This window comes from Castellaniella sp. GW247-6E4 (genome assembly GCF_040276065.1).
In the GTDB taxonomy this organism is placed as follows: Bacteria; Pseudomonadota; Gammaproteobacteria; order Burkholderiales; family Burkholderiaceae_B; genus Castellaniella.
Map to the genome: position 1 here is coordinate 69,076 of NZ_JBELOI010000002.1, position 23,785 is coordinate 92,860.

A 23,785-nucleotide genomic window follows, 5' to 3' on the forward strand; every position below is an offset into this window, starting at 1 on the left:
CAACCTGGAGTAGTGGATGAGCAAGCCCCGACAAGGCGCCGACGACGGCTCCGCCAGCGCCTTTCGCGCCCAACTGCTGTATTTTCGCGATGATGTCGAGGCCGAGGACGAGGCCTGTGTGTGGATCGAGGACGGTCTGCTGGTGGTGGCCGATGGGCACGTGCGTGACTGCGGCGAGTACTCGCGCCTGGCGCCGACACTGGCTCCGGACACGCCGGTGATCGACTGGCGCAACCGCCTGATCGTGCCCGGCTTCATCGATACGCACATTCACTATCCGCAGACCGACATGATCGCCTCGCCCGCGTCCGGCCTGTTGCCCTGGCTCGAAACCTATACCTTTCCGACCGAGCGCCGCTTCGGGGACCCGGAGCACGCCGCCGAGGTGGCGCGCTTCTTCCTGGATGAGTTGCTGCGCGTGGGCACCACCACGGCGTTGGTGTATTGCACCGTGCATCCGCAGTCGGCGCAGTCGTTCTTCGAGGAAAGTCATGCGCGCAATCTGCGCATGGTCGCGGGCAAAGTGATGATGGATCGCAACTGTCCTGAGTTCCTGCGCGATACCGCCGAGTCGGGCGCGCGCGACAGCGAGGACTTGCTGCGGCGCTGGCACGGCACGGGGCGGCAGATGTATGCCCTGACGCCCCGGTTCGCGCCCACGTCCACGCCCGAGCAGCTCGGTTTGTGCGGCGAGCTTGCGCGGCAATATCCCGATGTGTTCGTCCAGAGCCACGTGTCCGAGAACAAGGACGAGGTCAAGTGGGCGGCCGAGCTCTTTCCCGGGTATCGCAGCTATCTCGATATCTATGACCAGTACGGTCTATTGCGCCCGCGTTCGGTCTACGGGCATTGCGTGTGGCTGGACGACGACGATCGTCGGCGCATGCGCGATGCCGGCGCGCTCGCGGCGCATTGCCCGACCTCCAATCTGTTCCTTGGCAGCGGCCTGTTCGATTTCGCCGCCGCCCGGGCCTGCGGCATGCCCACGGCCCTGGCGACCGACGTGGGTGGCGGCACATCCTTTTCCATGCTGCGGACAATGAGCGAAGCGCACAAGATCGCCCGCCTGTCGGGCCATCACCTCAGCGCCCGGCGCATGTTCTGGATGGCGACCCAGGGGGCGGCGCGTGGCTTGGGCCTGGCGGGACGCATCGGTACGCTGGCACCGGGCGCCGAAGCGGATTTCGTGGTGCTGGATCCAGCCGCGACGCCGCTGCTGGCGCGGCGCAGTGCGCGCGCGCAGACTCTCGAGGAGCGGCTCTTTGCCCTGGCCATGCTGGGCGACGACCGCAGCGTCGCCGCCACTTATGCGGCGGGCCGCGCAGTCAACAGAAGGTCATAAGCCTCTGCGATAATGGGTGTATGAATGATCTGAGCGATTTTATGAGCACCCCGCGACCGACCTCGATGCCGCCGTTGATTCCGTTTGCGAGCTTTGACCGGGCGGACGCCGCGGTCGAGCAGTTGCTGGCCATCTATACGCGCAACACGGCCTTTATCCGGGAGGCCTTTCGCGACTACAGCGCGGGCCGCCTGCCTGAGGGGCAGCGGGTGCGCGCCTGCTATCCGGCGATCCGCATCCGGGTGAATTCCTATCAGGAGGTCGACAGCCGCCTGTCGTACGGCCATTTGGTGGAACCTGGTGTCTACATGACCACGGTGACGCAGCCGGCGCTGTTTCGTGACTATTTGCGCGAGCAGGTTCGCCTGCTGGTCCGCAACCACGGGGTGCCTGTCGAGATCGGTGAATCCGATATGCCCATTCCATTGCATTTCGCCTTTCCCGAGGACGAATACGTCGAGGGCGAGTACATGGAAGCGCCCGGCCATACCCTGCGTGATCATTTCGACGTGCCCGACTTGGTCGTCACCGACGATGCGATCGTCAACGGCACCTGGCAGGGGCGGCCGGGCCAGCCGCGCCCGCTGGGCCCGTTCACCGCGCCGCGCATCGATTATTCCCTGTATCGCCTGCAGCACTATACGGCGACGGCGCCGCAGCATTTCCAGGATTTTGTGCTGTTCACCAACTATCAGTTCTATGTCGAGGAATTCGTCAAGTGGGCACGCGACACCCTGGCCCGTGGCGAAGGCGGCTATACCGAGCTGGTCGAGCCGGGCGATCGTATCGTCACCCGCGAGACTGTGGACGAGCCCGCCGTGCCGCTCGAGCGGACGCCGCAGATGCCGTCCTATCACCTCAAGCGCGAGGGTCATTCCGGCATCACGCTGATCAACATCGGCGTGGGGCCCTCCAATGCCAAGACCATCACCGACCACGTCGCGGTGCTGCGGCCCTCGGCCTGGCTGATGCTGGGCCATTGCGCGGGCCTGCGCACCACCCAGCGCCTGGGCGACTATGTGCTGGCCCACGGCTACGTGCGCCAGGATCACGTGCTGGACGATGATCTGCCGTTGTGGGTGCCCGTGCCGCCGCTGGCCGAGGTGCAGGTGGCGCTTGAGCAGGCCGTGGCCGAGGTGGCCGGCCTCACGGGCTGGGAGCTCAAGAGAATCATGCGCACCGGCACGGTCGCCACCATCGATAACCGCAACTGGGAGCTGCGCGACCAGCAGGAACCCGTCCAGCGCCTGTCGCAGTCGCGGGCGATCGCCATGGACATGGAATCCGCCACCATCGCGGCGAACGGCTTTCGGTTTCGCGTGCCCTACGGCACGCTGTTGTGCGTGTCCGACAAGCCGCTGCACGGCGAGCTGAAGCTGCCCGGAATGGCCAGCGCCTTTTATCGGACGCAGGTCAATCAGCACCTGCACATCGGTATACGGGCGCTCGAGCGCCTGCGCGAGATGCCGCCCGAGCGCCTGCATTCGCGCAAGCTGCGCAGCTTTATCGAGACGGCGTTCAAGTAGCGGGGCACGGGCGCTCCGGGATGCTCGGCGTCTATACGAAAAACGAGGCGGCGCTCGTCATCAGCAAGATGATCAGGGAGGCGCGGTGGCCCAGGCGCTGGAAGCGGCCCGCGGACCAGAGGTGCGCGCGCAGGCCGATCCAGTTGCCGAGGATGTAGGCCGGCAACAGGGCCAGCATGGTTGAACCCTGCCGGGCGCCGATCGATCCGCCGATCGCCAGGGGCACGATGATCGCGATCTGTGCCAGAAAGAAAAACACCAGGCAGGTCGCCCGGGCGGCCCTGGGCGATTGCTGCCGGTCCGACAGCAGATAAAGGATCACCGGCGGCCCGCCGATGCCGGCCAGCGACGTCAGGGCGCCGCTGAGCAGGCCGGTGACCGAGTCCGACAGCCTGCCGCGCCGCGCGTCGTAATACCAGCCGCTCAGCAGGGCGATCGAGATGAGGGCGACCAGCACCGCGATCATTTTCCGTATCAGTGGGGGATCCAGGAGGTGGATCAGGCCAAGCCCGATCGGAATGCCGGCCAGCGAGGGGATGAACAGGCGCAGCACCAGCGGCCATTGCACCAGCCTCAGGGCTTCCCGCATCAATTGGAAGGTCGTTGCGAGGTTGAGCGCCAGTATCAGGACCACCACGTCCGCAGGCGGCATCGCCAGGCTGAAGACCGGCGCCATCAGCAGGCCGGAGCCAAAGCCGGCGAATCCGCGCATGGTCCCGGCCAGGCAGGTCACCACGCACAGGCCGGCGTATATCCATAACGTTGTGGCTGCCCCCACGGCCCAGGAGTCCATGGTCGTCCCGCTCAGGTCCCGCAGAGAATCGCGTATGTGGCGCTGGCTCCGACGATGATCGTGAGGACGGAGACAATGCCGATTTCGAGCCGCGCGGGCGTAAAGCGCCGAGCCAGGATGACCTGCCGCCTGGATGACAGCAGGAACAGCAAGAGCGCGCCTGCGCACAGGACCGCGCTGACGGCGAGCAAGACGATGTTGGAGTGTGCGCCGTGCGTGCCAAGGCCGGCGCGGGCGAGCACCAGCGCATTGACGATGAGCGCGGCGCAGGTGCGCACCCAGGCGACCGCCGTGCGCTCGGGCTGGAGCCCCGGGCTGCGCATCATGGGTGCAGGCCGAGCATCCACAGGGCGGACCCGATACTCAGCACGACGATCGTGATGGCCAACCAGACGATGAGCGATGAACGCGGCAGGGACTGCTCGAGGCGCATCGCCAGCTCGTTGGCGCGCCAGCGAAAGAAGGCGCCCGCGCCGATGACGGCCGCCAGGATGGCGAGCGCCCCCGTCAGCACCTTCAGGGCCGGCAGGACCAGCGCGGTCTCCAGAGAAGCCGAAAACTGATACAGGATCACCGCCCCTGCCAGTATGGCCAGGGCGGTCCTGATCCAGGCCAGGAAAGTCCTTTCGTTGGCCAGGGAAAACCGGTAGTCGGGATCCTTTCCTTCGTCGAACCAGGCCATCCGATTATTCCCTCGAGTCGTATCCCGTCTGGCGGGTGGTTGCGGGGCGGCGCACGCGGCGAGCGCCCCGCGGCCCCTTGAAGATCAGTTGGCGCTCACCAGCTCGACCAGTTGGCTCGGGTAGCTCTGGCGAGCCGAGGTGCTGAGGTTTTGCAGCGCCGCTTCCCAGATCTTCCAGTCCGGTGTTCCCGGCGTCAACTCGGTGACGACGTTGCCGGCTTGGCGCACCTCGTCGACCTGTTTCGCGTAGGTGTCGATCAAGGCCTGCTGCATGGTGCCTCGGGCGCTCGCCACCGCGTCCTCCAGGGCCTTGCGCAACTCGGGACTGAGCTTGTCATACTTGTCCTTGTTCATGACATACGCGTGGACGAGAGAGCCGATGACGCCGTTCTGGGCCAGCATGTACTTGGCGACCTCGTAGTACTTCAGGCCCACCGCGCCCCCCAGGCCGCCCATCGCGCCGTCTATGGTGCCTCTCTGCAAAGCAGAGTATACGTCGCCGACGCCCATCGTGACGGGGGAGCCGCCCAGCTCCTGGATGATCAATCCCGCGCCCCGGGAATACACCCGGATCGAGTGGCCCTTGATGTCCTTGGGCAGGGCGATGGGGTCGCGCGAGGCCACCACCGCCGGGCCGATATCGAACATGGCCAGTATGACGGCGCCCTGTTCCTTGAATTTTTCGTTGAAGTATTCAAATATCGGCTGGCCGGGCAGCAGGTGGCTTTGTGTCCATTGCATGGACTTGTTCCAAAGCGGCGAGGTCAGGATGGAGACGTCGGACACGCGCCCGGACCAGGTGTCCAGCGTCGTCAGAGAAATATCGACCGTGCCCTGGGGAATCGCCGTGGCGACGAATTCCTGCTTGACCATCTCGCCGCCCTGAAAGACGCGCAGCCGGAAGGCGTCTTTGCTGTTTTCTTTCAGGGCTTCGGTGAAGGCGGGGATGAAGACCTTGACTTGCGGATGCAGCGGGCTGCCCCAGGTCGAGATCGATAGACGTTCGGCGTGCACCGAAGTCGAGAGCGCCATGCCGGCGAGCAATGGCAGGATGGCCCATTTCTTGAAACTGGAAATCATGCGTTGTCTCCTAAGTGTATGTCTCCGTGCCCGCGGGCCGAGATTCCGGGTCGCCGCCCTCTGCGAGGGTGGCTTGTGGAAGCATCGAGCCTTATGGGCACGGGCGGCCTTTTCAGTCGGTGCCTGGGCTGAGAATTTCCACGACTCCGGCCTCTGGATCCACGGACAGCTCGTCGTCGTTGTGGATGATTTGGGTGATGTCCCCGGCCTCGAAGCCATCGCACAGGCTGATGCCGGCCAGTGCGGCGCCTTGCGCCAGGATCGTGTTGGTCTGGTTGAACAATATGGCCAATGGCGCCATGTCGCGCGACTTCATCTCGTGGAGCATCCACGCCGAGGCCACGCCCCCCTTGGCGGTGTTCAGCACCAGGATGCGGTCCACGTAGGATTGGCCATAAAGTTTGTGCGCCGGGCGCGAGAACACCCCCTTGATCCGGTCGAGATCGTAGCGCGCCGAAAAATTGTCCGACGCCACCATCGCGCGTCCGCGGACCTTTTGGCCGATGCCGACGTGGCATTTGAGGATCTTGCTCACACTATCTCTCCTTTGATGGCGGATTCGACGCATTGCTCCATGCTCGCCAATGACGGCTGGTAACCATACCCGCTGATGATGTTCACGATTTTTGTGGAATTGCTGAGCAGCCTGCGCCAGCCGTTCGCCTCGCCCATTTCGCGGGCGAATTGCTGATAGAAGCAGGTCCCCCGCAGGACCTTGGCGCCCGAGTCCTCGATGCGCTGGGTCAGGCCCATGCGATCGCAATCGGCCGCGACGCTGGGCGAGGTGCAGACGATCATGGCCGTCTTGGAGTGGATGCGGCGGTCGTCCAATAATTGGGCGAGCGTGGACATCTCGATCAGCGAGAGCTGGGGGGCGGCAAAGACCACGACATCCACCTTGCTGCCGCGGGCGTCGAAGACCGCTTTGAAGCTGCGGTAGTCCTCGTCGACGATGGCCCGCGCCGCGGGCGGCGTGCCGCTGAAGACGGCGGCCAGGTTCGGCGCCTCGGGGGTGACGCCCACGATGTGGAACAGGGGCACCGATCCGTAGCTTGCCATGGCCGCCCCGAAATGCTTCATGTCGTCCGAAGACGGGGTATTTTCGACCCCTTCGATGACGGGGACCTGCCAGTACGATCCGGCCAGACGCCCGACGATGCCGCCGAGAATGCCCCAGTCGGTCAAGTTTTCGGGCTGGTTCTTGATGGTGAAGCGCATGGTCCCCTGGCGCTTGGCGTCCAGGTGGAGCCCATAGCGCGGGGTGCGGCCGGTCAGCCCCGAGGCCAGAGCGGAGGGCCCGCCCTCGAAATTGGACCGGGCACCGAGCACGCTGTTGCTGTAGATCACGACCCCCGTATCCCCGAAGGCGACGTGGTCGCGCAGCACGGGCGCCGATATCGTCTGGTAGTTGATGCAGGTATTGGTCATCAGGATGCCCAGGGCCCGGCACGCGGCGATCAGGCGGCGCTCGAGGCTGGCCATTTCCTCGGTCTGTCCGAGTTCTTTGTAGTAAGAGAGGTCCACGCCGCGCGGATCGGTGATCATCGGGATGCAGACCTTGCCGCCTTTCGAGACTAGGTCCTCCAGGAAATCGACGCCCGCCGGCCCCAGGGATTCCGGATCCCCCATCATGTGCGCCTGGGATACGGTCACGAGGTCCTGCGCATCGAACTGGCGGCCGACCTGGATCATGTGCTCCATGGCCCACTGTATTGGCTTGCCGATCTCGCCGGCGGCCATGGCTTTCTCTTCTTCGGTTAACCTCATTGGACTGTTTCCTCAAAATACAGGTGGGTTTGACGGCTCGTGGGATCTAGGGATGGCGGCTATTTCATCGATGCCGGCAACCAGGTCGCCATATCAGGCAGGAAGTAGACGGCGTACAGCATGCCGATTTGCACCAGCAGGAAAGGCGCGGCGCCCCATGCGATCTTGCTCAGGGGTATTTTTGAGATCCCGTATATGGTGAATAGGTTGATGCCGACCGGAGGCGATATCTGCGCGATTTCCATGGCGATGACGGCAAAGATCCCGAACACCAGCGGGTCCATGCCGATCTGCATCGCGACCGGAAAGAAAATCGGAATCGAGATCAGTAGCATGGCCGCGCTCTCGAGGAACATGCCCATGATCAGGTAGGTCAGGATCATCAGGTTCAGGGCAAGAAAGCCGCTGGCGTTTTCTATGATCGACTGGGCGATGATTTGCGGCATTTGCTCATAGGTGAGGAAATGCGCGAAGTACTGGCCGAACACGATCAGCATGAACAGCATGCAGCTCGTTTCTATCGCCGAGAGGGTGGCGTCGCGGAATTTTTCCCAGTTCAGCCGCCGCTGGGCGAATCCGAGCACGGTCACGTATATGACGGCCAGGGCCCCGACTTCGGTGGGCGTGAATATGCCCATGTAAATGGCGATGATGATGGCGGGCGCCAGGAGGATGATGCCGATGGCTCTTTTCGTGATCCTGATCCTTTCGGCCAGCGGGACGATGTGCCTGGTCCGGATGGTCGGCCTTGAAATCAGCACGTAGATCCCGAATAGCGTCAGCATCACTGTCCCCGGCACCACGCCGGCGATGAACAACTGGCCAATCGATGTTTCCGTCAGCACGCCGTAGAGGATGAGCGGGATCGAGGGGGGGATGATGATGCCCAGCGTGCCGCCGCCCGCGACGAATCCGCCCGCCTGGCTTTCGCTGTAGCCTTCTTGCCTGAGGAGGGGGATGGCGACCAGCCCGACCGTGGCGGCGCACGCAATGCTGGAGCCGGAGATCGCCGAAAAGATGCCGCAGGCGATGATGGTGGCCAGGCCCAGCGAGTTGGGTATCGATCCGACCCAGGCCTTGGTGAAATCGAAAAGATCCCCGCCGGCTCCGCTTCTCTGCATGATCGTGCCGGTGTATATGAACAGCGGTATCGCAATCAGCTCGAAGATCGAAGCGCCCTGCCAACTGATCTGGATGAATGAGCGAAACGTCTGAAAAGGATCATCGATCAGGATCGCGGCGAGGAATGCCGACAGCCCCATTGCGACGAACACGGGGATCGTCAGCAGCATGAACAGGAACAGCAGGAATATCGCGATGAATCCGACGTTATCAAGCAGGAAGTCCATGGAGGGCCTTTGTTATTCGATGGTCGGGGAGGCGTCGATGGCATCGCCGCCGAGCATCGATACGATGGTTTGCGTGACCAGGCCAAGGCCTCCGAGCGGAATGGCGAGGCTGGGTATCCACATGGGTACCTCCAGGAGGCTCGATGAGGCCACCGAGTTGCTCCACAGGTAGTGGGTGAAGTAAATCCCCGAAGAAATCAGCAGCAGGCCAAATAGCAGCAGCGATGTATCCGATATGAGGTTCAGCGCCTTGCGCGATCTGGGGAATACCTCCATCAGGAACGTCACTCTGAAATGAGCTCGTCTCTTGACGGCCAGCGCGTTCCCGAGAAAGCCTATGAATATGAATGAGTACAGAGAGCTCTCGAAGACCCAGATGGTCGGGTGCCCGGCGGCCCGCATCAGCGCGTCATAGAAGATGAGCAGGGACAGCAGGATCATGAGGATCAGGGTGCACGTGCTCATGGTCCTGCCGAGTCTGTCGATGTGCTGAAGAACTGCGGATTTTCTATTCTCGCGGGTCACGACGAGCTCCTTTTGGCGGTATCGCTGCGGCAATCCTGTCATTGCTGTGGTTTTCGCCCGTGGGCGTGGATATGCGGCCGTTCGTGATGCCCGCCAGGGGCGTTCGTGACATGGCGGGCTGTCTGGATTTGCATCCCGGGCGCTCGGCGATCGAGGTGTGGATGGGGTGGCTCGGTCGCTTGCGCCTCTGTACTTGTCTGGCGAACCGGTGGCTCTCGGAGGTGTGCGGAGCGGTTCGTGGAAATAATTCTATGACCTGTATCAAGACAAGTCAATACAAGATTGATGGGGCGGCGCAGCCGTTTCCGGGAGCCATCCATCGCATCCATGGGTCGTGGCCCGGCCCGCTTGCAATGGGGTGCCATGACGACTAGAGTGCCGACGCGGTTGGCGCGCCCTGGGCCACTGGTGCCTCTCAAAAGAGTATGTTATTACTTATATTAAGACATCCTAATACAGTGATGGCTTGGGGATGTCGAGCATGGGGGATCTATGGGTTGCGTTCCAGGTTTGTCTTAACATAAGCGAAAACAACATCCTTTCTTAGCCCTGCCAGCCGTGTTATCCAAACTCACTAGAAATTCCGAGACCCCGCTGTATCTGCAATTGGCCGAGCAGCTCGCCAATGAGATACAGGCCAAGCAGTGGCTGCCGCTGCAGAAGCTGCCTTCAGAACATGAGTTGACGCAGTTTTTCGGTGTCAGCCGCGTGACGGTCAGGCAGGCCTTTCGGGTGCTGGTCGACCGGGGCCTGGTCGTCAGCCGCCAGGGCAAAGGGGTGTATGTCCGCGGACCGCGCGTCAATCAGGATCTTGGATCCCTCAGGGGGTTCTACGATGGCCTGGTCGCGCGCAACTATGACGTGGAAACAGAGGTGGTCGAGTTCGTCCAGCTCAAAGCGTCCGAGGCGGGGGCATCGGGCAATGTCTTCCAGTATGTCCGGCTCTATCAGCTCGAAGGCGCGATCATCGTCTTGGCGGATATCACCGTTTTTTGCCTGGATGCGCTCATCACCCAGGATCAGGTCGAACACCTGCCGGTGTATGCCTTGCTGCAAGAGGTGCTGAAAAAGAAGGTCGCGCGGGCCGCCACGCAGATCAAGGCCACCGGCATGAGGCCCGACATCGCCACGCGAATGGGCCTGGAAAGCACGGCGGGTCTGCTGCAAATGGACAGGACATCGTACGATGAGTCCGGCACGCTGCTGGAAAGCTCGCACTTCTACATTCAGCCCGATGTATTTGCCTTCGAAATGGAGGTGGCGGGTCCGATGCAGCTCGCCTCGGGGATCCGCAAGGTGTCCGGTTCCCGGAACACGGGGACGTGATTCATGCGCAGCCTGATCGAGGCCGCGCTTGATCGGGCGCGCCGGATGCGGTCCGCGCGCACCGACAGGCAATCGCCTGCCGGTTAAGTTCTGGAAATGTATACGGGGCTTGAGTATATGAAAAAACCGTCCTCGGTCGTCGCCCGCAAATAAAGGGCGTTGTCCTTGCCTCGATGCAGCGGGACACGGATCCGCTGCCTGGTGCGGTGGCAGGCGTTCTCGTCCGGCAGGCGGTAGACGCGCAGGCGGCGTTGGATGCCGCCGTTCTCGAAGACCTGCGGCACCAGGCCGATGGAGTCGACCTCCACGGTCTCTTGCACGAGCGGCGTGTCGATGCGCAGGGTGCCTCCCTTGCGCCGCTCCAGGAATACGTCCACGCCGGCGAAGCCGCCAGTCGTGAGGGATTGCCATTCCAGGCGTTGGGGCGAGGGCTGGGAGAGAACTTTGTCCAGGTTCCAGAAATTGATCGGCGTGGGATTTTCGAAGGCGTTGCCCTGCAGGGTCGCGTGCCCGTCCCAGATTGTTTGCCGCCCGCGGCCGCGATAGCCGGAGCCTTCCCAGACCATGCGGATCCGCCGGCCGAGGTCTTGCTCACCGTAAGGCCGGAAGGTTTCATGGACCTCCATGAGGTTGCGGATCTCGATGTTTTCGATCGGCCCGGGTGTCATCAACTCAAACTCGAAGACCACGCTGTCGCCATCGTATTCGACCACGGCACCGATGTCGGCCCAGTCGCTTTTTCTGGACTCTACCGGCGCGCCCAGGTTCGGGTCGTCCGAGAACAGTGTCGCCGGGCGATCAAAGGCCACCCCCGCGGACAGGTAGGCCCGGCAGCCGGTCGTGGCATAGTGCCGACGCTGGCGCAGGCATTCCGCCAGCGAGCGGCGAGTGAGCTCGTCCGCCAGCAGGCAGCTCAGGCCGCCATATGCGCCGAACAGCGACGCGCCGGGATGGCTCGCGCCGTGGCGGCCTTTGTGTCCGTCGCTGTTGGCGAGGATGCCCACCCGGTAGCCTTGCGCAAACGCGTCACCCAGCAGCCATTCGAAGGTGCCCCAATCTGAATGCACCTCTATGGATCGTTCGATTTGCGCGTTATGGGACATGACGATGTCCGCGTAGCGCCCGCCGATATGCGCCTGGACGACCACGTCCTCTTTTTTTAGCGCTTCGAACAGCTCGTCCGCGCTGTTGGCGTCGGTGTCGACGTCCGACAGGTCGTCCACCAGGGCGTGGGATGAGCGGTAGATCGGGCGGTCGTCCTCGAGGTACAGGACGTTCCGATCACCCCCCAGACCGGTGTTGCCCGACCATTCGTATCCGGGAAAGACGACAAATTCGCCGTCTCGGTTGAATTCCTTGTTCAGGGCGTTCAGTTCCGCCCAGAATTTCTGGGTGATCTGGAAGTCGTTTCCCTGGTGGGACATGGCGTCCAGGAAGGCGCGGTCGCGTGCAAATTCCATCAACGCACGGGCGCTGTTGGTCCCGATGGTTTCCTCCGACTGTCCGTGCAGGTCGGCCCAATAGTGGCGGTGGCGCGACCGGCCATCGACGCGGCAGGGGTTCGAGCGCGCCACCGTCCGACCATCCTGGCGCACTTCGATTTGCAGGTCTCCGGGTTCCAGGGCCCGCAGTCCGGTGAGCACGTGCGCGGGCTGTCCTCGCTCCACGGTCAGGGAGGCCGGCAGATGTTGCAGCGGCAGGTTGGCGTGCAGACTGAAAACCCCTGCGACCTGGTCGGAAGGATTGCCCCATTTGTCCTCGCCCTTGAAGCCCAGCTTGAAGGGTTCTCCCGGCCGTGCCAGCGTCGGCAGGATGGCCTTGAAGGTGGCGGGGGGGCCCGACACGATGGCGATCGTAGGGGATGTGGGGAGCTCCACATATTGATAGGTCGCAAAGGCGTCGACCAGGACCTTGAACTCGAATCGTGGTTCGCAGAATGTTTGCACCCGAATGCCCGGAGATCCCCGGCGGGTGTCGCCGAAACGCACGGTGATGGTGTCGCCCTCGCGCAGGAAACCTTGTACGACCCGGATGAACAAGGTCTTATCCCAGGGACGGATGTTGCGCTTGCGGTCATAGAGCACCTCAAGCACCGCCCCGTTGGAGGCTTCGACGGTGGTGTAGTTCAGGCCTATCGGATCGTCGAACTGGGGCTTGCCCATGTCGCTCGCGAAGCGGTGCACGATCTTCAGCGACCCCGTGTCATCGATGCCGAAATAACCGGCGGTATAGATGAGCGTGAAGGAATGGATGCTGCCGGCCTCGAAGGCGCCGTCCGGGCTGAGGGTGGCTGAGCCCATGCGTTCCGGCGAGTAATGCGAATGTCCCATGTCTCTGATGTCTCCCTTGCCCGATCGATCGGAGGTGTTCTGGTGGCTTCGCCGGTTTCAGCGTGGCGGGCCGACGAAGTCCATGTCGAGGTCGCAGTTCGCCGGAGGGACGAACATTTTCTGGTACGAGATGGGTTGATCCAGGGTTTTGCCCAGGATGTCTATCCGCAAGGCCCAGCTGCCGCTTTCGACGCGCATCGATTCGGCGACTCGTGCGTCGAGCTGCACCAGCCTGGCGCCCCCCTTGGCCTCGGTGGTGGGATAACCGCACTCGGTCTCGAGTATTTCCTTCAGATTGACGTTTTCCAGTTTTTCCCGGGGCAGGTCCAGCAAAGGCTGGAAGCGCGAGGCCGGCAAGTACAGTTCGCTGTAGCAGTAGAAGCGGTCGTCCACTGAGATGCTGCGGTCGATGCGGATATAGCCTTCCGGGTCCGGCCCGAGCTGCGCGGCGCGCGTGAATGTGTCGACGATGCTCCTGCCCAGCAGATGAGCATAGACGGGAAGGTGCCGGCCTGTTTCCAGGTCGGTGAACCGATAGTGCCAGGATTTCCGTATCGAGCTTTTGGGCTGTCCGATGAACGTGCCGATGCCCTGCTTGCGGATCACATAGCCGTCCGTGGCCAGCCCGCTCAGGGCTTTCTGCGTCGTGCCCAGGCTGATGCCCAGCAGCACGCCTAATTCGCGCTCGGGCGGCAGTTTCTCATCGGGCACCAGCTCGCCGTTCTCGACGGCCTGGATGACGGATTGCCGCAGTTGAGCATGCTTGCTGAGCCCGGGCTGGAGCAGCCGATGGAAGTATTTGCGTATGGTGGCGGCGGGCACCGCGGGCAGTGTTTCCCTGGACATGACGTTTGCTTTCACTTTGTCGTTGGCTCGTTTTTCCTGGGGAAGGTTACCAATGCTCGCCCTGGACGTCAATAGCTATATAGCTATTGACGTCTACATCTCAAGTTGCTATCTTTCTGTTCCACCTGCTCCATAAAAAGGCAGGGGTCGTCGGAAAGAGGCCAGGGCTGGCGATGCGCAAGGAGGGAAGACAGCCTCCGCATCCCTTAAATCCATGAAGCAATCAAGACGGAGACAAGCCATGAAGGGAGACAAGCAGTCCTGTGGTCCAGAGGACGGCGCGAGCCGGGCACGCCAACTGCTGCAGCCAGGGCGCAGGTCCTTGCTGCGCCTCGGGGTTTCGGGCGGTATGCTGGCTGGTGCGGGCATCTTGCCGGGCGTGATCGGTTCGGCATGGGCCCAGGGAGGCAAGACGCCGGAATTCAAGCTGAAGTTCGGCCACCCCTACAACGTCAAGCATCCGCTGGCCAAAGGGGCCGAGAAATTCGCCGGCCTGCTCGCCGAGCGCACCGGGGGCGCGGTACAGGTCGATGTCTATCCGAACAGCACCATCGGATCGTCCCAGGCGCTGGTCAATGGCATGCAGATGGGTGCCGTGGACATCGCCCTGGTGCCGACCACGGACGTCGCGACGTTCTACGATCCGCTGGACGTGTTCTACCTGCCCTTCATATTTTCCGACAGCGCCCATGCCTATCGCTTCGCGGATGGCGCGGCGGCCAAGGGGCTCTACGAAGAGATGCGGTCGCGCACGGGCATCCGCTACCTGGCCATGATGGAGAGCGGCTTTCGGACCATCACCACGCGCGCGACCGCCGTTCGCGCCCCTGATGATTTGAAGGGGCTGAAGATGCGGGTGCCCAATAACCCGATCAACATCGCGACCTTCCGCGCGCTGGGTGCGAATGCGACGTCCATGGCGTTGAGCGAGGTCTTCACCGCGCTGCAGCAGGGCACGGTCGATGGCCAGGACAACCCGATCGGCAACGTCTATTCCTTTGGCTTCTACAAGGTGCAGGGTTACGAGACGCTGTCCAACCATCAATGGGCGGGCATCATGTTTCTCATCAGCGACGCCAAATTCGCCGCACTGCCCGCGGATGTCCAGAAGGTCGTGGCCGAGGCCGCCAAGGAAAGCCAGGATTGGGAGCGCGCCGAGCTCCAGCGGGAGAACGGCAACTATCTGGATTTGATGCGCAAGGAAGGTCTGCAGGTCATCGATCTGAACGATGACGAGCGCGCCCGGTTTCGAGCCAAGACGAAGACGGTTGTCGAGGAATTCGGCAAGGGCCTGAGCCGGGAACTCATCGACAGCGCCGTCAAGGCCTGAGCTGGGCTCCACACGATCGGGCGAGGCGGTCTCGTCCGGGGCGAGGTCGTTGGCGCCCCGGCGCCCGCTGCGGCTCCGGGATCGCCGCCGGTCGCGCCCCCCATCATTCCAGACGGTGAAATATGAGCCTCATCAAAGCATTCCTGGATCTCTCTGAAACCCTGATCGGCTTCGTGTGCGTCGTCCTCCTGGCCGCCATGTTCGCACTGGGCGTGACAGAGGTCTTTTGTCGTTATGTGGTGGAGTATTCGCTTTCGTTTCCCAGCGAACTGATCCGCTTCTTATTCGTCTGGAGTGTCTTCCTGGGTAGCGCGCTGGCCGTGCGCAAGAACAGCCATGCGGCGATCGAGCTGTTCGTCGGCTGGCTGCCCAATACCCTGGGCAAGGCCGTGATCATTTTCAGCCTGTTGCTGTCCGCGGTGTTCTTTGCCGTTCTCGTGGTCAAAGGCTATGACGTCGTCCTGCGGGTCGGTGCGCACAAATCGCCGGCCATGCGCCTGCCCATGAGCTATCCGTATGCCGCCATCCCGGTTGGCGCCGCGTTCATGCTGCTCTACACCCTGGAAGTCGTCGGACGGCAATTGGCCGGGCCGAGTGACACCAAGGGCGAAATCGACGAATCCACTCTGGCGGGCAACTAGCGCCCTGTTCAGGGATGTTGATGGATTTCCGATACCGACGACGAGAGGTCCAGAACCGTGTACACGATTACGATTTTCACCCTGATGATCCTGCTGATGTGCATCCGCGTGCCGATCGCGGTGGCGATTGGCCTGGTTTGCGTCATCGGTTTGGTGGCCCATGGCGGATTCAACCTGGAAATCCTGGTCGCCCAGATGTTCGCGACCAATGATTCGTTTCCCCTGCTGGCCATTCCCTTCTTCATCCTGGCGGGCGAGATCATGTGCGCGGGAGGAATCTCGCAGCGGTTGGTCCGCTTTGCCGGATCGATGGTCAACCATTACCGGGGCGGGCTGGGGGCGGTGGCGATCCTGAGCTCAAGCTTCTTCGCGGCCATTTCCGGATCCAATGCCGCGACGGTGGCCGCCATCGGCGGTGTGATGAGCCCGGAAATGCAAAAGAAGGGCTACAGCGCCGCGTATACCGCGGCCACGGTGGCGGCCGCCGGCGTCACCGGCATGATCATCCCGCCCAGCATTCTCTTGATACTCTATGGCGTGGTCACGGGGGTATCCATCACCGATCTGTTCATTGCCGGGCTGCTGCCCGGTATCGTGATCTGCATCAGCCTGCTGCTGGTCAACTGGGTGCTGTGCCGGGACATGCCGGTCGTCCAGGAGCGTTTCGAGGGCTTCAGCGCGATCTGGTCCCATTTCAAGGCGGCCTTCTGGGCCTTGCTCATGCCGGTCATTGTCCTGGGCGGCATTTATGGCGGCGTCTTCACGCCGACGGAATCGGCGGCCGTCGCCGTGCTCTATGGTCTGATCATCGGCCTGGCGTACAGGGAGCTGACCCTGCGCAAGCTCTATGCCATTTTCCTGAGATCCACGCTGACCACCGCCATCATCATGCTGATCATGAATGCCGCCGGCGCCTTCACCTGGATGATCACCATCGATCAAGTGCCGCAACAAGTCTCGGCGTACCTGGCGGCGCATTCGGAAAGCCCGGCGGTCTTCATCATCTTTTGCAATCTCATGCTGCTGGTCGTGGGTTGTTTCATGAATGCGGCGGCGGCAATCACGGTTTTCACCGTGATCCTCTATCCGGCGGCCGTGGCGTTCGGGATCGACCCGGTCCTGTTCGGCGTGATCATGACGGTCAACCTCAGTATCGGGACTGTGACGCCCCCCGTGGGGGTGGACCTGTTCGTGGCCTCGGCCATCACCAACATCGCGCTGGAAAAGATCGTGGTCAAGATCTGGCCGTACATCCTGATGCTGGTGGTGGATCTGCTGTTGATTTCCTTTTATGCGCCCCTGTCGCTGACATTGGTGGAACTGATTCATTGACGGCGAGGGCGGCTGCGGCCTTCGTCACTGAGCGCGCCACCGCGAGGCCTATGCTGCAAGGGCCTTGGCAGCCTATGGCGTTCAGCGTCTATTCCGCCCGGGTTAGACTATCGGTTTTCCGGTTTCCGCCGTCTGGGCGCGAAGCCCCCGGGGGTCGAGGAGCCATGGCGCTGCGCGCAACCATCTACAAAGCCGAGATCCACGTCGCCGACAATGATCGTGCCTACTACGGCAGCCATGCCGTGACCGTGGCCCGTCATCCTTCGGAAACCGACGAACGGCTGATGGTGCGCCTGTTGGCCTATGCCCTGCTCGTGGACGGCGACGAGGGCCTGGGCTTTACCCGCGGCCTGAGCGAGACCGACGAGCCCGATCTGTGGCGCCTGGACCTGACGGGCGCGATCCGGCAATGGATCGAGGTCGGCCTGCCGGACGACCGCCGCATCTTGAAGGCCTGCGGACGCGCCCAAGAGGTGATCGTGTTCGCCTACGGCCGCGGGCTCGAGGTCTGGTGGGCCGGCGTGCGGGGTAAAGTCGCCCGCGCGGGGAATCTGAAGGTCTATGCCCTGCCCGCCGAGGCGACCCGTGCGCTGGCGGCGTTGGCCGAGCGTGGCATGACGATGAACGTCAATGTGACGGATCGCACGGCGTGGGTGTCCTCGGCGCGGGGCGACGTCGGCGTCGATGTGGAGCTCCTGGCGGGCGAATCCTGAGGGATGCCTCAGGCGCTCCAGATCATCTTCGCCGAGATCGCGATCGCAACCACCGACATGACGATTTTGATCAGGCGGTGGCCGTGGCTGACCACCAGGCGCGCGCCGATGGTGCCGCCGATCCACTGGCCGGCCAGCAGGGGTAGGCCGAAGGCCCAGAGGATGTTGCCGTTCAGGCTGAAGAACAGCACCGAGGCGATATTGCTGCAGAGATTCAGCAGTTTCGTGTGCGCCGTGGCCTTGACCAGATTGAAACCCAGCAGGGTGACCAGCGAGATGGCCAGGAAAGTGCCGGTCCCCGGGCCGAAGAAGCCATCGTAGAAGCCGATCAAGGGCGCTGCGACGAGCGCGTAGGTGGCGACCGGGATGCGCGCCTTGCGGTCCTCTGCGCCGACCCTGGGCGAGAGCAGGAAGTACAGGGCGAAGCCGATCAGCAGAACGGGAATCAGGCGGCTGAGCACCGAGCTGTCGATCTGCGTGAGGACGATCCCGCCCATCAGCGAGCCGACGAAGGCCCCCAGCGCCATCCAGCGGCTGCGGTGCAGATCGATCTGGCGGGTGCGCAGAAAATGCAGCGTGGCGGCGGTCGAGCCGCCGATGCCGCCGATCTTGTTGGTCGCGATGGCCGCCTCCGGCGGCAGGCCCGCGGCCAGTAGCGCTGGGATGACGATCAGGCCGCCACCGCCCGCGATGGCGTCGACGATGCCGGCCAGCATGGCGACAAAGAACAACAGGACGGCGATCTCGGCGGAGAATTCCATGGCGCGCGGGCGGCAGCAGCAGTCCTCGATCGGGGCGTTGCGGCCTGCAAACAAAAAAGCCGGACCGGCAGCCGCCGGCCCGGCATCCATCATAGTCGCTCAGCGCTTGGCGATGTCGGCCTGGGCCTGCTTGACCAGGTCGGGGCCGATCTGCTTGGCCCATTTGTCGAACACGGGCTGGGTGACCTTGGCAAAGGCGCCGATCTGCTCGGGCGAGAGCGTGGTGACGGTCACGCCGTGGCCCTCGATGTCCTTCAGTAAAGAGTCGTCCGTCGCGGTCACGCCCTGGCGGGCGATGACGATCTCGCGCTTGCCGGCTTCGAGTGCGGCCTCACGGACGATCTTTTGATCCTCGGGCGTCCAGGAACCCCAGACCTCCTTGTTGACCACGAAGATCAGCGGGTCGGCGACGTAGTTCCACAGCGTCAGGTATTTCTGCGCCACGTCGTAGAGTTTGGCGCCGGCATAGATGGACAGGGGGTTCTCCTGGCCGTCGACGGCGCCGCTGGCCAGGGCCGGCTGGGCATCGGCCCAGCTCATCTGCGTGGGGTTGGCGCCTAGGGCGGTGAAGGTGTCGATGTACAGCGGCGATCCCACGACGCGCAGCTTCATGCCCTTGATGTCCTGGGGGGTCTGGACCGCGTGCTTGGAGTTGCTGAGCTGGCGGTAGCCGTTCTCGCCCCAGGCCAGGGGCACCACGCCTTTCTGCGACAGGATCTCGAAGAGCTGTGCGCCGACCTTGCCCTGGGTCAGCGCGTCGATGGCCGGGTAGTCAGGCATGAGGAAGGGCAGGGAAAACAGGTTCAGTTCCTTGACCTGCGGCGACCAGTTGATGGTCGAGCCGATCGCCATGTCGATCACGCCCTGGCGGATGGCGGTGAATTCGCGGGTCTGATCGCCCTGGACCAGGGACGTCCCGGGGTAGATCTTGATGTTGATCCGGCCATTGGTGCGTTCGCGCACGAGGTCTGACCAGATCACCGCCCCCTGGCCCCAGGGGAAGGTGGTGCCCACCACGATGGACAGCTTGTATTCGGACTTGTAGTCGGCGGCGTGGACCGCGCCCGTGGTCGACAGGGCGGCGGCCGCGAATGCGGCGGCGCCTAGCAGCTTGCTCAGTTTCATGAAGGACTCCTCCTCGGTGTGAGATCGAATGTGTTCAGTATCCCAGATAATGCGGCAGCCACAAGGCGGTCTGCGGGAACAGGATGACCAGCGCCAGGGCGCACAGCATGCCTCCCACCAGCCACAGGACCCAGCGCACGGTGTTCTCGATGGGCACGTTGGCGATCCGGCAGGACACCATCAGATTGACGGCGATGGGCGGGGTGAACTGGCCCACGGCCACCATCAGGGTGAGCAGCACGCCGAACCACACCACATCCCATTGGAAGGCCTGGGCGATGGGCAGGACCAGGGGTACGAAGATCAGAAAGATCGAGATTCCATCCAGGAACATGCCCAGGACGATCAGCAACAGGATCAGCAGCGCGAGTACGCCGTGCTCGCCCAGGCCGGAATGCACGATCGCCTGGGTGATGGGGTCGATGATGCTCAGGGTGGACAGCGACCAGGCAAAGATGCCCGCCAAGGTGACCACCAGCATGATGACGGCAGAGAGCTCGCCCGCCTCGCGCAGGATGGGGAACAGGTCGTGCACGGTCATGGTCCGGTGGACGAACATGCCGATGAACAGGCCATAGAAGACCGCGACCACCGCGGCCTCGGTGGGTGTGAAATAGCCCATGCGCATGCCGCCCAGGATGATGACCGGCGCGGCCAGGCCCCAGAGGGCTTCGTAGAGGCTGCGCCAGAAGGGTGGCCGGGGCTCGCCGCGCGCCGCGCCGCCCATGCCGTGGCGGCGCGCCAGCCATACGGCCGGGATGATCAGGCCGATGCCGGCGAGGATGCCGGGGAACAGGCCGGCGGCGAACAGCGCGGGCACCGAGGCTTGCGGCACCAGGATGGAATAGACGATGAAGGCGATCGACGGGGGAATCAGGATGTCGGTCGCGGCGCCTGCGGCGACGATGCTCGCCGAATAGGCGGGCGGGTAGCCCGCACGGTTCATGGCGCCGATCATGACGGCGCCCACGGCCGCCGCACAGGCGGGACCCGATCCCGAAATGCCCCCGAGGAACATGGCCACGCCGATGGCCACCACGGCCAGCATGCCGGGGCCGCGGCCGGTGATGGCGATGGCCAGCCGCACCAGGCGCGCGGCGACGCCCGAGCGGTCGAAGATCGAGCCCACCAGCACGAACATGGGGATGGCGAGCAGCGGATACTTGGCCAGTCCGGCATAGAAGCTCTGTGAGACCGCCATCAGGCCGAACCAGTGGGTGTCGGGGTTGGCCAGGGCGATGGCCAGGGTGCCGGCGGCGCCCAGGGCCACGCCCACGGGCACGCCGATGACCATCAGGCCGACGAACACGGTGAACAGCAGCCCCGGGATCATGCGGGCCCTCGCAGGCGGCGGCGCAGCATGCCCGCGACCCGCAGTGCGATCGCCGCGGACAGGACGGGCAGCCACATCGAATACCACCAGGTCGGCACGCCGATCGCGGGCGAGGTGTCTCCCCAGTTGTATTCGTCCAGGGCCATGCGCGCGAGCAGGACGGTCAGGACGGTGAAGAAGGCGAGCGTGATCCCCTGGGCCAGGATGGCCAGCCGGCGCTGGCGGTTCGGGGAGCCGCTGTCGGCGAGCAGCTCGATGCGGATGTGCTGGTTGCGCACGAAGGCCGAGGCGCCCGCGCTCATGGTCAGCACGATGAGCAGGAAGATCGAAATTTCCTCGGTCCAGGCAAAGGACTCGTCGGTGAGGTAGCGGACGATGACGTTGGCCATGGTGATCACGGCCAGGGCGCCGATGGTCGCGACGGTGATCCAGTCCTCGATGCGCAGCGGCACACGAACGGGAGGATCGGGGGGCGGGACGTAGGCCTGGGCGGCGTAATCGTCGGGTTGGGGCGGGTCGGGCGGATGGGACATGGGTGTCAAGGGGCGGCAATGCCCCTCATACTAGCGCGGTCCGGCGCGTCTGCCATTCGGGAGTATCCCAGGGGCGGCGGGCGCCGGCATTGTTTATTTCGCCGGTTTTCGGGGCGAGGTGTGTGCTGGTTTCTTGCGTTTGGGGGATTTTTTCGATGCCTGGCGCGCCTCGGCCAGCATCGTGCCGCGGCAGGCGGGCGCGCCACATAGGCAGCGGTAATGGCGCTTGAGCGCGGGCGTGAGCTTTTCCTCGGTGATCAGGCCGTAGTCGTACAGCAGCTCGGCGCCGGCTGGGATGTCGTGCAGGGCGTAGATCGCCACGCGTGTGCCCTCGTCGTTTTCGCGCGCCTCGCAATTGGGGGCGCACGAGTGGTTGATCCAGCGCGCGTCGTTGCCGCGCCGGCCGCCGTCGATCACCAGGCCACAGCCCAGTGAAAAATAGAAGGTATGGTAGGGGTCGTCGGGGTTTACCGGCCAGTGCGCATCCGCCTGCTCGGGCGTGATGCGTCGGCCGGCGTATTCCAGGATGCGGGTCTCGGCCGGGATGTCGCGGGCGGCGAACACGCCCGTGCCGTGCAGCGTGGATGCGCGAACGAGGTGCCAGGGGTGTCGTGTGGCCATGGGTGCGGAATGAAAAGCGATAAACTGGGGGCCATTATCCCTGATTTGTCGTCTCGAGGCTCATGAACGCGAACGCGCACACGACCGGCCGCAATGGCGCCGAGGTCCTGTTGGACAATCTGCTCGCCTTGGGCGTGGACACCATTTTTGGCTATCCTGGCGGCGCCGTGCTGCCGCTATACGATGCCCTGTATGCCGAGACCCGGATCCGCCACGTGCTGGTGCGTCACGAGCAGGCTGCCATGCATGCCGCCGAGGGCTATGCCCGCACGACCGGGCGCCCGGGCGTGGTGCTGGTCACCTCGGGGCCGGGGATGTCCAACACCACCACTGGTCTGCTCGATGCCCTGTGCGACTCCATCCCGGTGCTGTGCATCAGCGGCCAGGTGGCCACCGGCGCGATCGGCACCGATGCTTTCCAGGAGTGCGATGCCGTGGGGATTTCGCGGCCGGTGACCAAGTGGAACGCCCAGATCCGCCGGGTCGAGGACGTGGCCGCGTTGACGGCCAAAGCCTTGCGGCTGACACGCGCCAGGCGCCCGGGGCCGGTGCTGCTCGATTTCCCCAAGGATATCCAGACCGCCCTGGTCCCGCCGGAGCACCTGCGGGCCGAACCCGAGGCGCCGGCCGTGGCCGAAACCGTGCCGGCGGCGACCGAGGCCGCCCTCAAGCGCGCGGCGGCACTGATCGCGCGCGCCAAGCGGCCGGTGTTCTACGGTGGCGGCGGCCTCATCAATTCGGGTCTCGATGCCTGCCATGCATTCCGCAGCCTGGTGCAGGACGTCGGCGCGCCGTGCACCCTGACCCTCATGGGCCTGGGCGCGTATCCGGCCGGCGACCGGCTGTTCCTCGGCATGCTGGGGATGCACGGCACGTTGCAGGCGAACCTGGCCATGCACCATGCGGACTTGATTGTTTGCGTCGGGGCCCGCTTCGACGACCGTATCACGGGCAGGCTGTCGGATTTTTGTCCCCATGCGGACAAGATCCACCTGGACATCGATCCGGCGTCGATCAACAAAGTCGTGCGCGCCGATGTGGCCCTGGTGGGCGACTGCTACCCGCTGCTGCGGGCGCTGCACAAAGAGCTGGGCGCCCAGACACCCGAGCCCGGACGCCTGGACGAATGGTGGCAGCGCATCGCCGTCTGGCAGGCTCGGGAATGCCTCGAATTCGAACCCTCGATGGCGCATATCCTGCCGCAGCACCTGATGCGGAGCATCGATGCGGCCCTCGAGGGCCGCGATGCCATCGTCGCCACCGACGTGGGCCAGCACCAGATGTGGGCCGCGCAATATATCCGGGTCACGCGGCCCCATCGCTGGCTGACCTCGGGCGGCGCCGGCACCATGGGCTATGGGCTGCCCGCCGCCATCGGCGCTCAGATCGCCCATCCGGACAAGACCGTCGTCTGCGTGAGCGGCGATGCCTCCGTGCTGATGAATATCCAGGAGCTGGCCACCGCCGCCCAGCACCGTGCGCCGGTCAAGCTGATCCTGTGCAACAACGGCCACATGGGGATGGTGCGCCAGTGGCAGGAGCTGATACACGAGGGGCGCTACAGCCACAGCTATAACGCCTCGCTCCCGGACTTCGTGGCGCTGGCCGGCGCCTTTGGCTGGGGGGCGGCGCGGATCGACCATCCCGATGGCCTGGAGGCCGCCCTGGCCGCCTGCCTGGCCTACGACGGTCCGTATTTCCTGGATGTGGCGGTCGTGCCCCTGCAGAATTGCTTTCCCATGATGCCGGCGGGCTATGGCCACCAGCAGGTCATGCTGTCCGAGGATACCTGGTACGTCGAGGCTTGAGGACGCGCGCCATGCCCGGGCG

The 23,785-nt window shown here is 63.9% G+C and carries 23 protein-coding genes; 8 read left to right on the forward strand and 15 right to left on the reverse strand.

Annotation, left to right across the window (positions count from 1 at the left end):
- Positions 1-16: 16 nt before the first annotated feature.
- Entirely contained in the window at positions 17-1,342 is a 1,326-nt protein-coding gene (gene guaD / locus ABS761_RS03475; RefSeq protein WP_350406688.1) for a guanine deaminase, read from the forward strand.
- Between the two features lie 41 nt (positions 1,343-1,383).
- Complete coding sequence (locus ABS761_RS03480; protein ID WP_350406689.1) at positions 1,384-2,868, forward strand: AMP nucleosidase; 1,485 nt, start codon at positions 1,384-1,386, stop codon at positions 2,866-2,868.
- A 31-nt stretch (positions 2,869-2,899) separates the two neighbouring features.
- Here ABS761_RS03480 and ABS761_RS03485 read toward each other — a convergent pair whose 3' ends face one another.
- The 8 genes from ABS761_RS03485 to ABS761_RS03520 form a co-directional block, all read right to left on the reverse strand.
- Positions 2,900-3,661: a sulfite exporter TauE/SafE family protein gene (locus ABS761_RS03485; protein WP_350406690.1), complete on the reverse strand. Its 762-nt coding sequence runs from the start codon at positions 3,659-3,661 to the stop codon at positions 2,900-2,902.
- 11 nt (positions 3,662-3,672) lie between these two features.
- On the reverse strand, positions 3,673-3,987 hold the full coding sequence (locus tag ABS761_RS03490) for a DUF202 domain-containing protein (RefSeq protein ID WP_350406691.1): 315 nt from the start codon (positions 3,985-3,987) through the stop codon (positions 3,673-3,675).
- Positions 3,984-4,343 carry a YidH family protein gene (locus ABS761_RS03495; protein ID WP_350406692.1) on the reverse strand — a complete coding sequence of 120 codons (360 nt, stop codon included), beginning with the start codon at positions 4,341-4,343 and terminating at the stop codon, positions 3,984-3,986. Before ABS761_RS03495 ends, ABS761_RS03490 begins: the two co-directional genes overlap by 4 nt.
- Positions 4,344-4,427: 84 nt before the next feature.
- Positions 4,428-5,423, reverse strand: coding sequence for a TRAP transporter substrate-binding protein (locus ABS761_RS03500; protein ID WP_350406693.1), 996 nt, complete (start codon positions 5,421-5,423; stop codon positions 4,428-4,430).
- A gap of 112 nt (positions 5,424-5,535) precedes the next feature.
- The gene (locus ABS761_RS03505; protein ID WP_350406694.1) at positions 5,536-5,958 is read right to left on the reverse strand and encodes an aconitase X swivel domain-containing protein; all 423 of its coding nucleotides are present in this window, start codon (positions 5,956-5,958) and stop codon (positions 5,536-5,538) included.
- Positions 5,955-7,190 carry an aconitase X gene (locus tag ABS761_RS03510; protein ID WP_350406695.1) on the reverse strand — a complete coding sequence of 412 codons (1,236 nt, stop codon included), beginning with the start codon at positions 7,188-7,190 and terminating at the stop codon, positions 5,955-5,957. The genes ABS761_RS03505 and ABS761_RS03510 overlap by 4 nt, the downstream gene beginning before the upstream one ends.
- A 59-nt stretch (positions 7,191-7,249) precedes the next feature.
- Complete coding sequence (locus ABS761_RS03515) at positions 7,250-8,539, reverse strand: TRAP transporter large permease (RefSeq protein WP_350406696.1); 1,290 nt, start codon at positions 8,537-8,539, stop codon at positions 7,250-7,252.
- 12 nt (positions 8,540-8,551) lie between these two features.
- Positions 8,552-9,004 carry a TRAP transporter small permease gene (locus tag ABS761_RS03520; protein ID WP_350406697.1) on the reverse strand — a complete coding sequence of 151 codons (453 nt, stop codon included), beginning with the start codon at positions 9,002-9,004 and terminating at the stop codon, positions 8,552-8,554.
- A 618-nt stretch (positions 9,005-9,622) separates the two neighbouring features.
- Here ABS761_RS03520 and ABS761_RS03525 point away from each other — a divergent pair.
- A complete protein-coding gene (locus ABS761_RS03525; protein ID WP_350406698.1) occupies positions 9,623-10,390 on the forward strand; it encodes a GntR family transcriptional regulator in 768 nt (255 codons plus the stop codon).
- Between the two features lie 83 nt (positions 10,391-10,473).
- Here the strand turns inward: ABS761_RS03525 and ABS761_RS03530 are convergent, their stop codons facing one another.
- On the reverse strand, positions 10,474-12,720 hold the full coding sequence (locus ABS761_RS03530) for a DUF3604 domain-containing protein (RefSeq protein ID WP_350406699.1): 2,247 nt from the start codon (positions 12,718-12,720) through the stop codon (positions 10,474-10,476).
- Positions 12,721-12,777: 57 nt separating this feature from the next.
- A complete protein-coding gene (locus ABS761_RS03535) occupies positions 12,778-13,566 on the reverse strand; it encodes a GntR family transcriptional regulator (protein ID WP_350406700.1) in 789 nt (262 codons plus the stop codon).
- 241 nt (positions 13,567-13,807) lie between these two features.
- On the opposite strand from ABS761_RS03535, the gene ABS761_RS03540 reads away from it, so the two are divergent.
- The 4 genes from ABS761_RS03540 (at position 13,808) to ABS761_RS03555 (ending at position 17,582) form a co-directional block, all read left to right on the forward strand.
- Positions 13,808-14,896, forward strand: a complete 1,089-nt coding sequence (locus ABS761_RS03540; protein ID WP_350406701.1) for a TRAP transporter substrate-binding protein — start codon at positions 13,808-13,810, stop codon at positions 14,894-14,896.
- A gap of 122 nt (positions 14,897-15,018) precedes the next feature.
- On the forward strand, positions 15,019-15,537 hold the full coding sequence (locus ABS761_RS03545) for a TRAP transporter small permease (protein ID WP_350406702.1): 519 nt from the start codon (positions 15,019-15,021) through the stop codon (positions 15,535-15,537).
- Between the two features lie 57 nt (positions 15,538-15,594).
- On the forward strand, positions 15,595-16,869 hold the full coding sequence (locus ABS761_RS03550; RefSeq protein WP_350406703.1) for a TRAP transporter large permease: 1,275 nt from the start codon (positions 15,595-15,597) through the stop codon (positions 16,867-16,869).
- Positions 16,870-17,033: 164 nt separating this feature from the next.
- Positions 17,034-17,582 (forward strand): YaeQ family protein, encoded by a 549-nt coding sequence (locus ABS761_RS03555; RefSeq protein ID WP_350406705.1) that lies wholly within the window; start codon positions 17,034-17,036, stop codon positions 17,580-17,582.
- An 8-nt stretch (positions 17,583-17,590) separates the two neighbouring features.
- Here the strand turns inward: ABS761_RS03555 and ABS761_RS03560 are convergent, their stop codons facing one another.
- The 5 genes from ABS761_RS03560 to ABS761_RS03580 all read right to left on the reverse strand — a co-directional run bounded on the left by ABS761_RS03560 (position 17,591) and on the right by ABS761_RS03580 (position 21,955).
- On the reverse strand, positions 17,591-18,436 hold the full coding sequence (locus tag ABS761_RS03560) for a TSUP family transporter (RefSeq protein ID WP_350406706.1): 846 nt from the start codon (positions 18,434-18,436) through the stop codon (positions 17,591-17,593).
- 6 nt (positions 18,437-18,442) lie between these two features.
- Positions 18,443-19,468: a DctP family TRAP transporter solute-binding subunit gene (locus tag ABS761_RS03565; protein ID WP_350406708.1), complete on the reverse strand. Its 1,026-nt coding sequence runs from the start codon at positions 19,466-19,468 to the stop codon at positions 18,443-18,445.
- 34 nt (positions 19,469-19,502) lie between these two features.
- On the reverse strand, positions 19,503-20,801 hold the full coding sequence (locus ABS761_RS03570) for a TRAP transporter large permease (RefSeq protein WP_350406710.1): 1,299 nt from the start codon (positions 20,799-20,801) through the stop codon (positions 19,503-19,505).
- Positions 20,798-21,334 (reverse strand): TRAP transporter small permease, encoded by a 537-nt coding sequence (locus ABS761_RS03575; RefSeq protein ID WP_350406711.1) that lies wholly within the window; start codon positions 21,332-21,334, stop codon positions 20,798-20,800. The genes ABS761_RS03570 and ABS761_RS03575 overlap by 4 nt, the downstream gene beginning before the upstream one ends.
- A 93-nt stretch (positions 21,335-21,427) precedes the next feature.
- A complete protein-coding gene (locus ABS761_RS03580; RefSeq protein WP_350406713.1) occupies positions 21,428-21,955 on the reverse strand; it encodes an SET domain-containing protein in 528 nt (175 codons plus the stop codon).
- Positions 21,956-22,017: 62 nt separating this feature from the next.
- Between ABS761_RS03580 and ilvB the strand changes: the two genes are divergently transcribed.
- Positions 22,018-23,763: a biosynthetic-type acetolactate synthase large subunit gene (gene ilvB, locus ABS761_RS03585; RefSeq protein ID WP_350406714.1), complete on the forward strand. Its 1,746-nt coding sequence runs from the start codon at positions 22,018-22,020 to the stop codon at positions 23,761-23,763.
- The last annotated feature ends 22 nt before the right edge of the window (positions 23,764-23,785 follow it).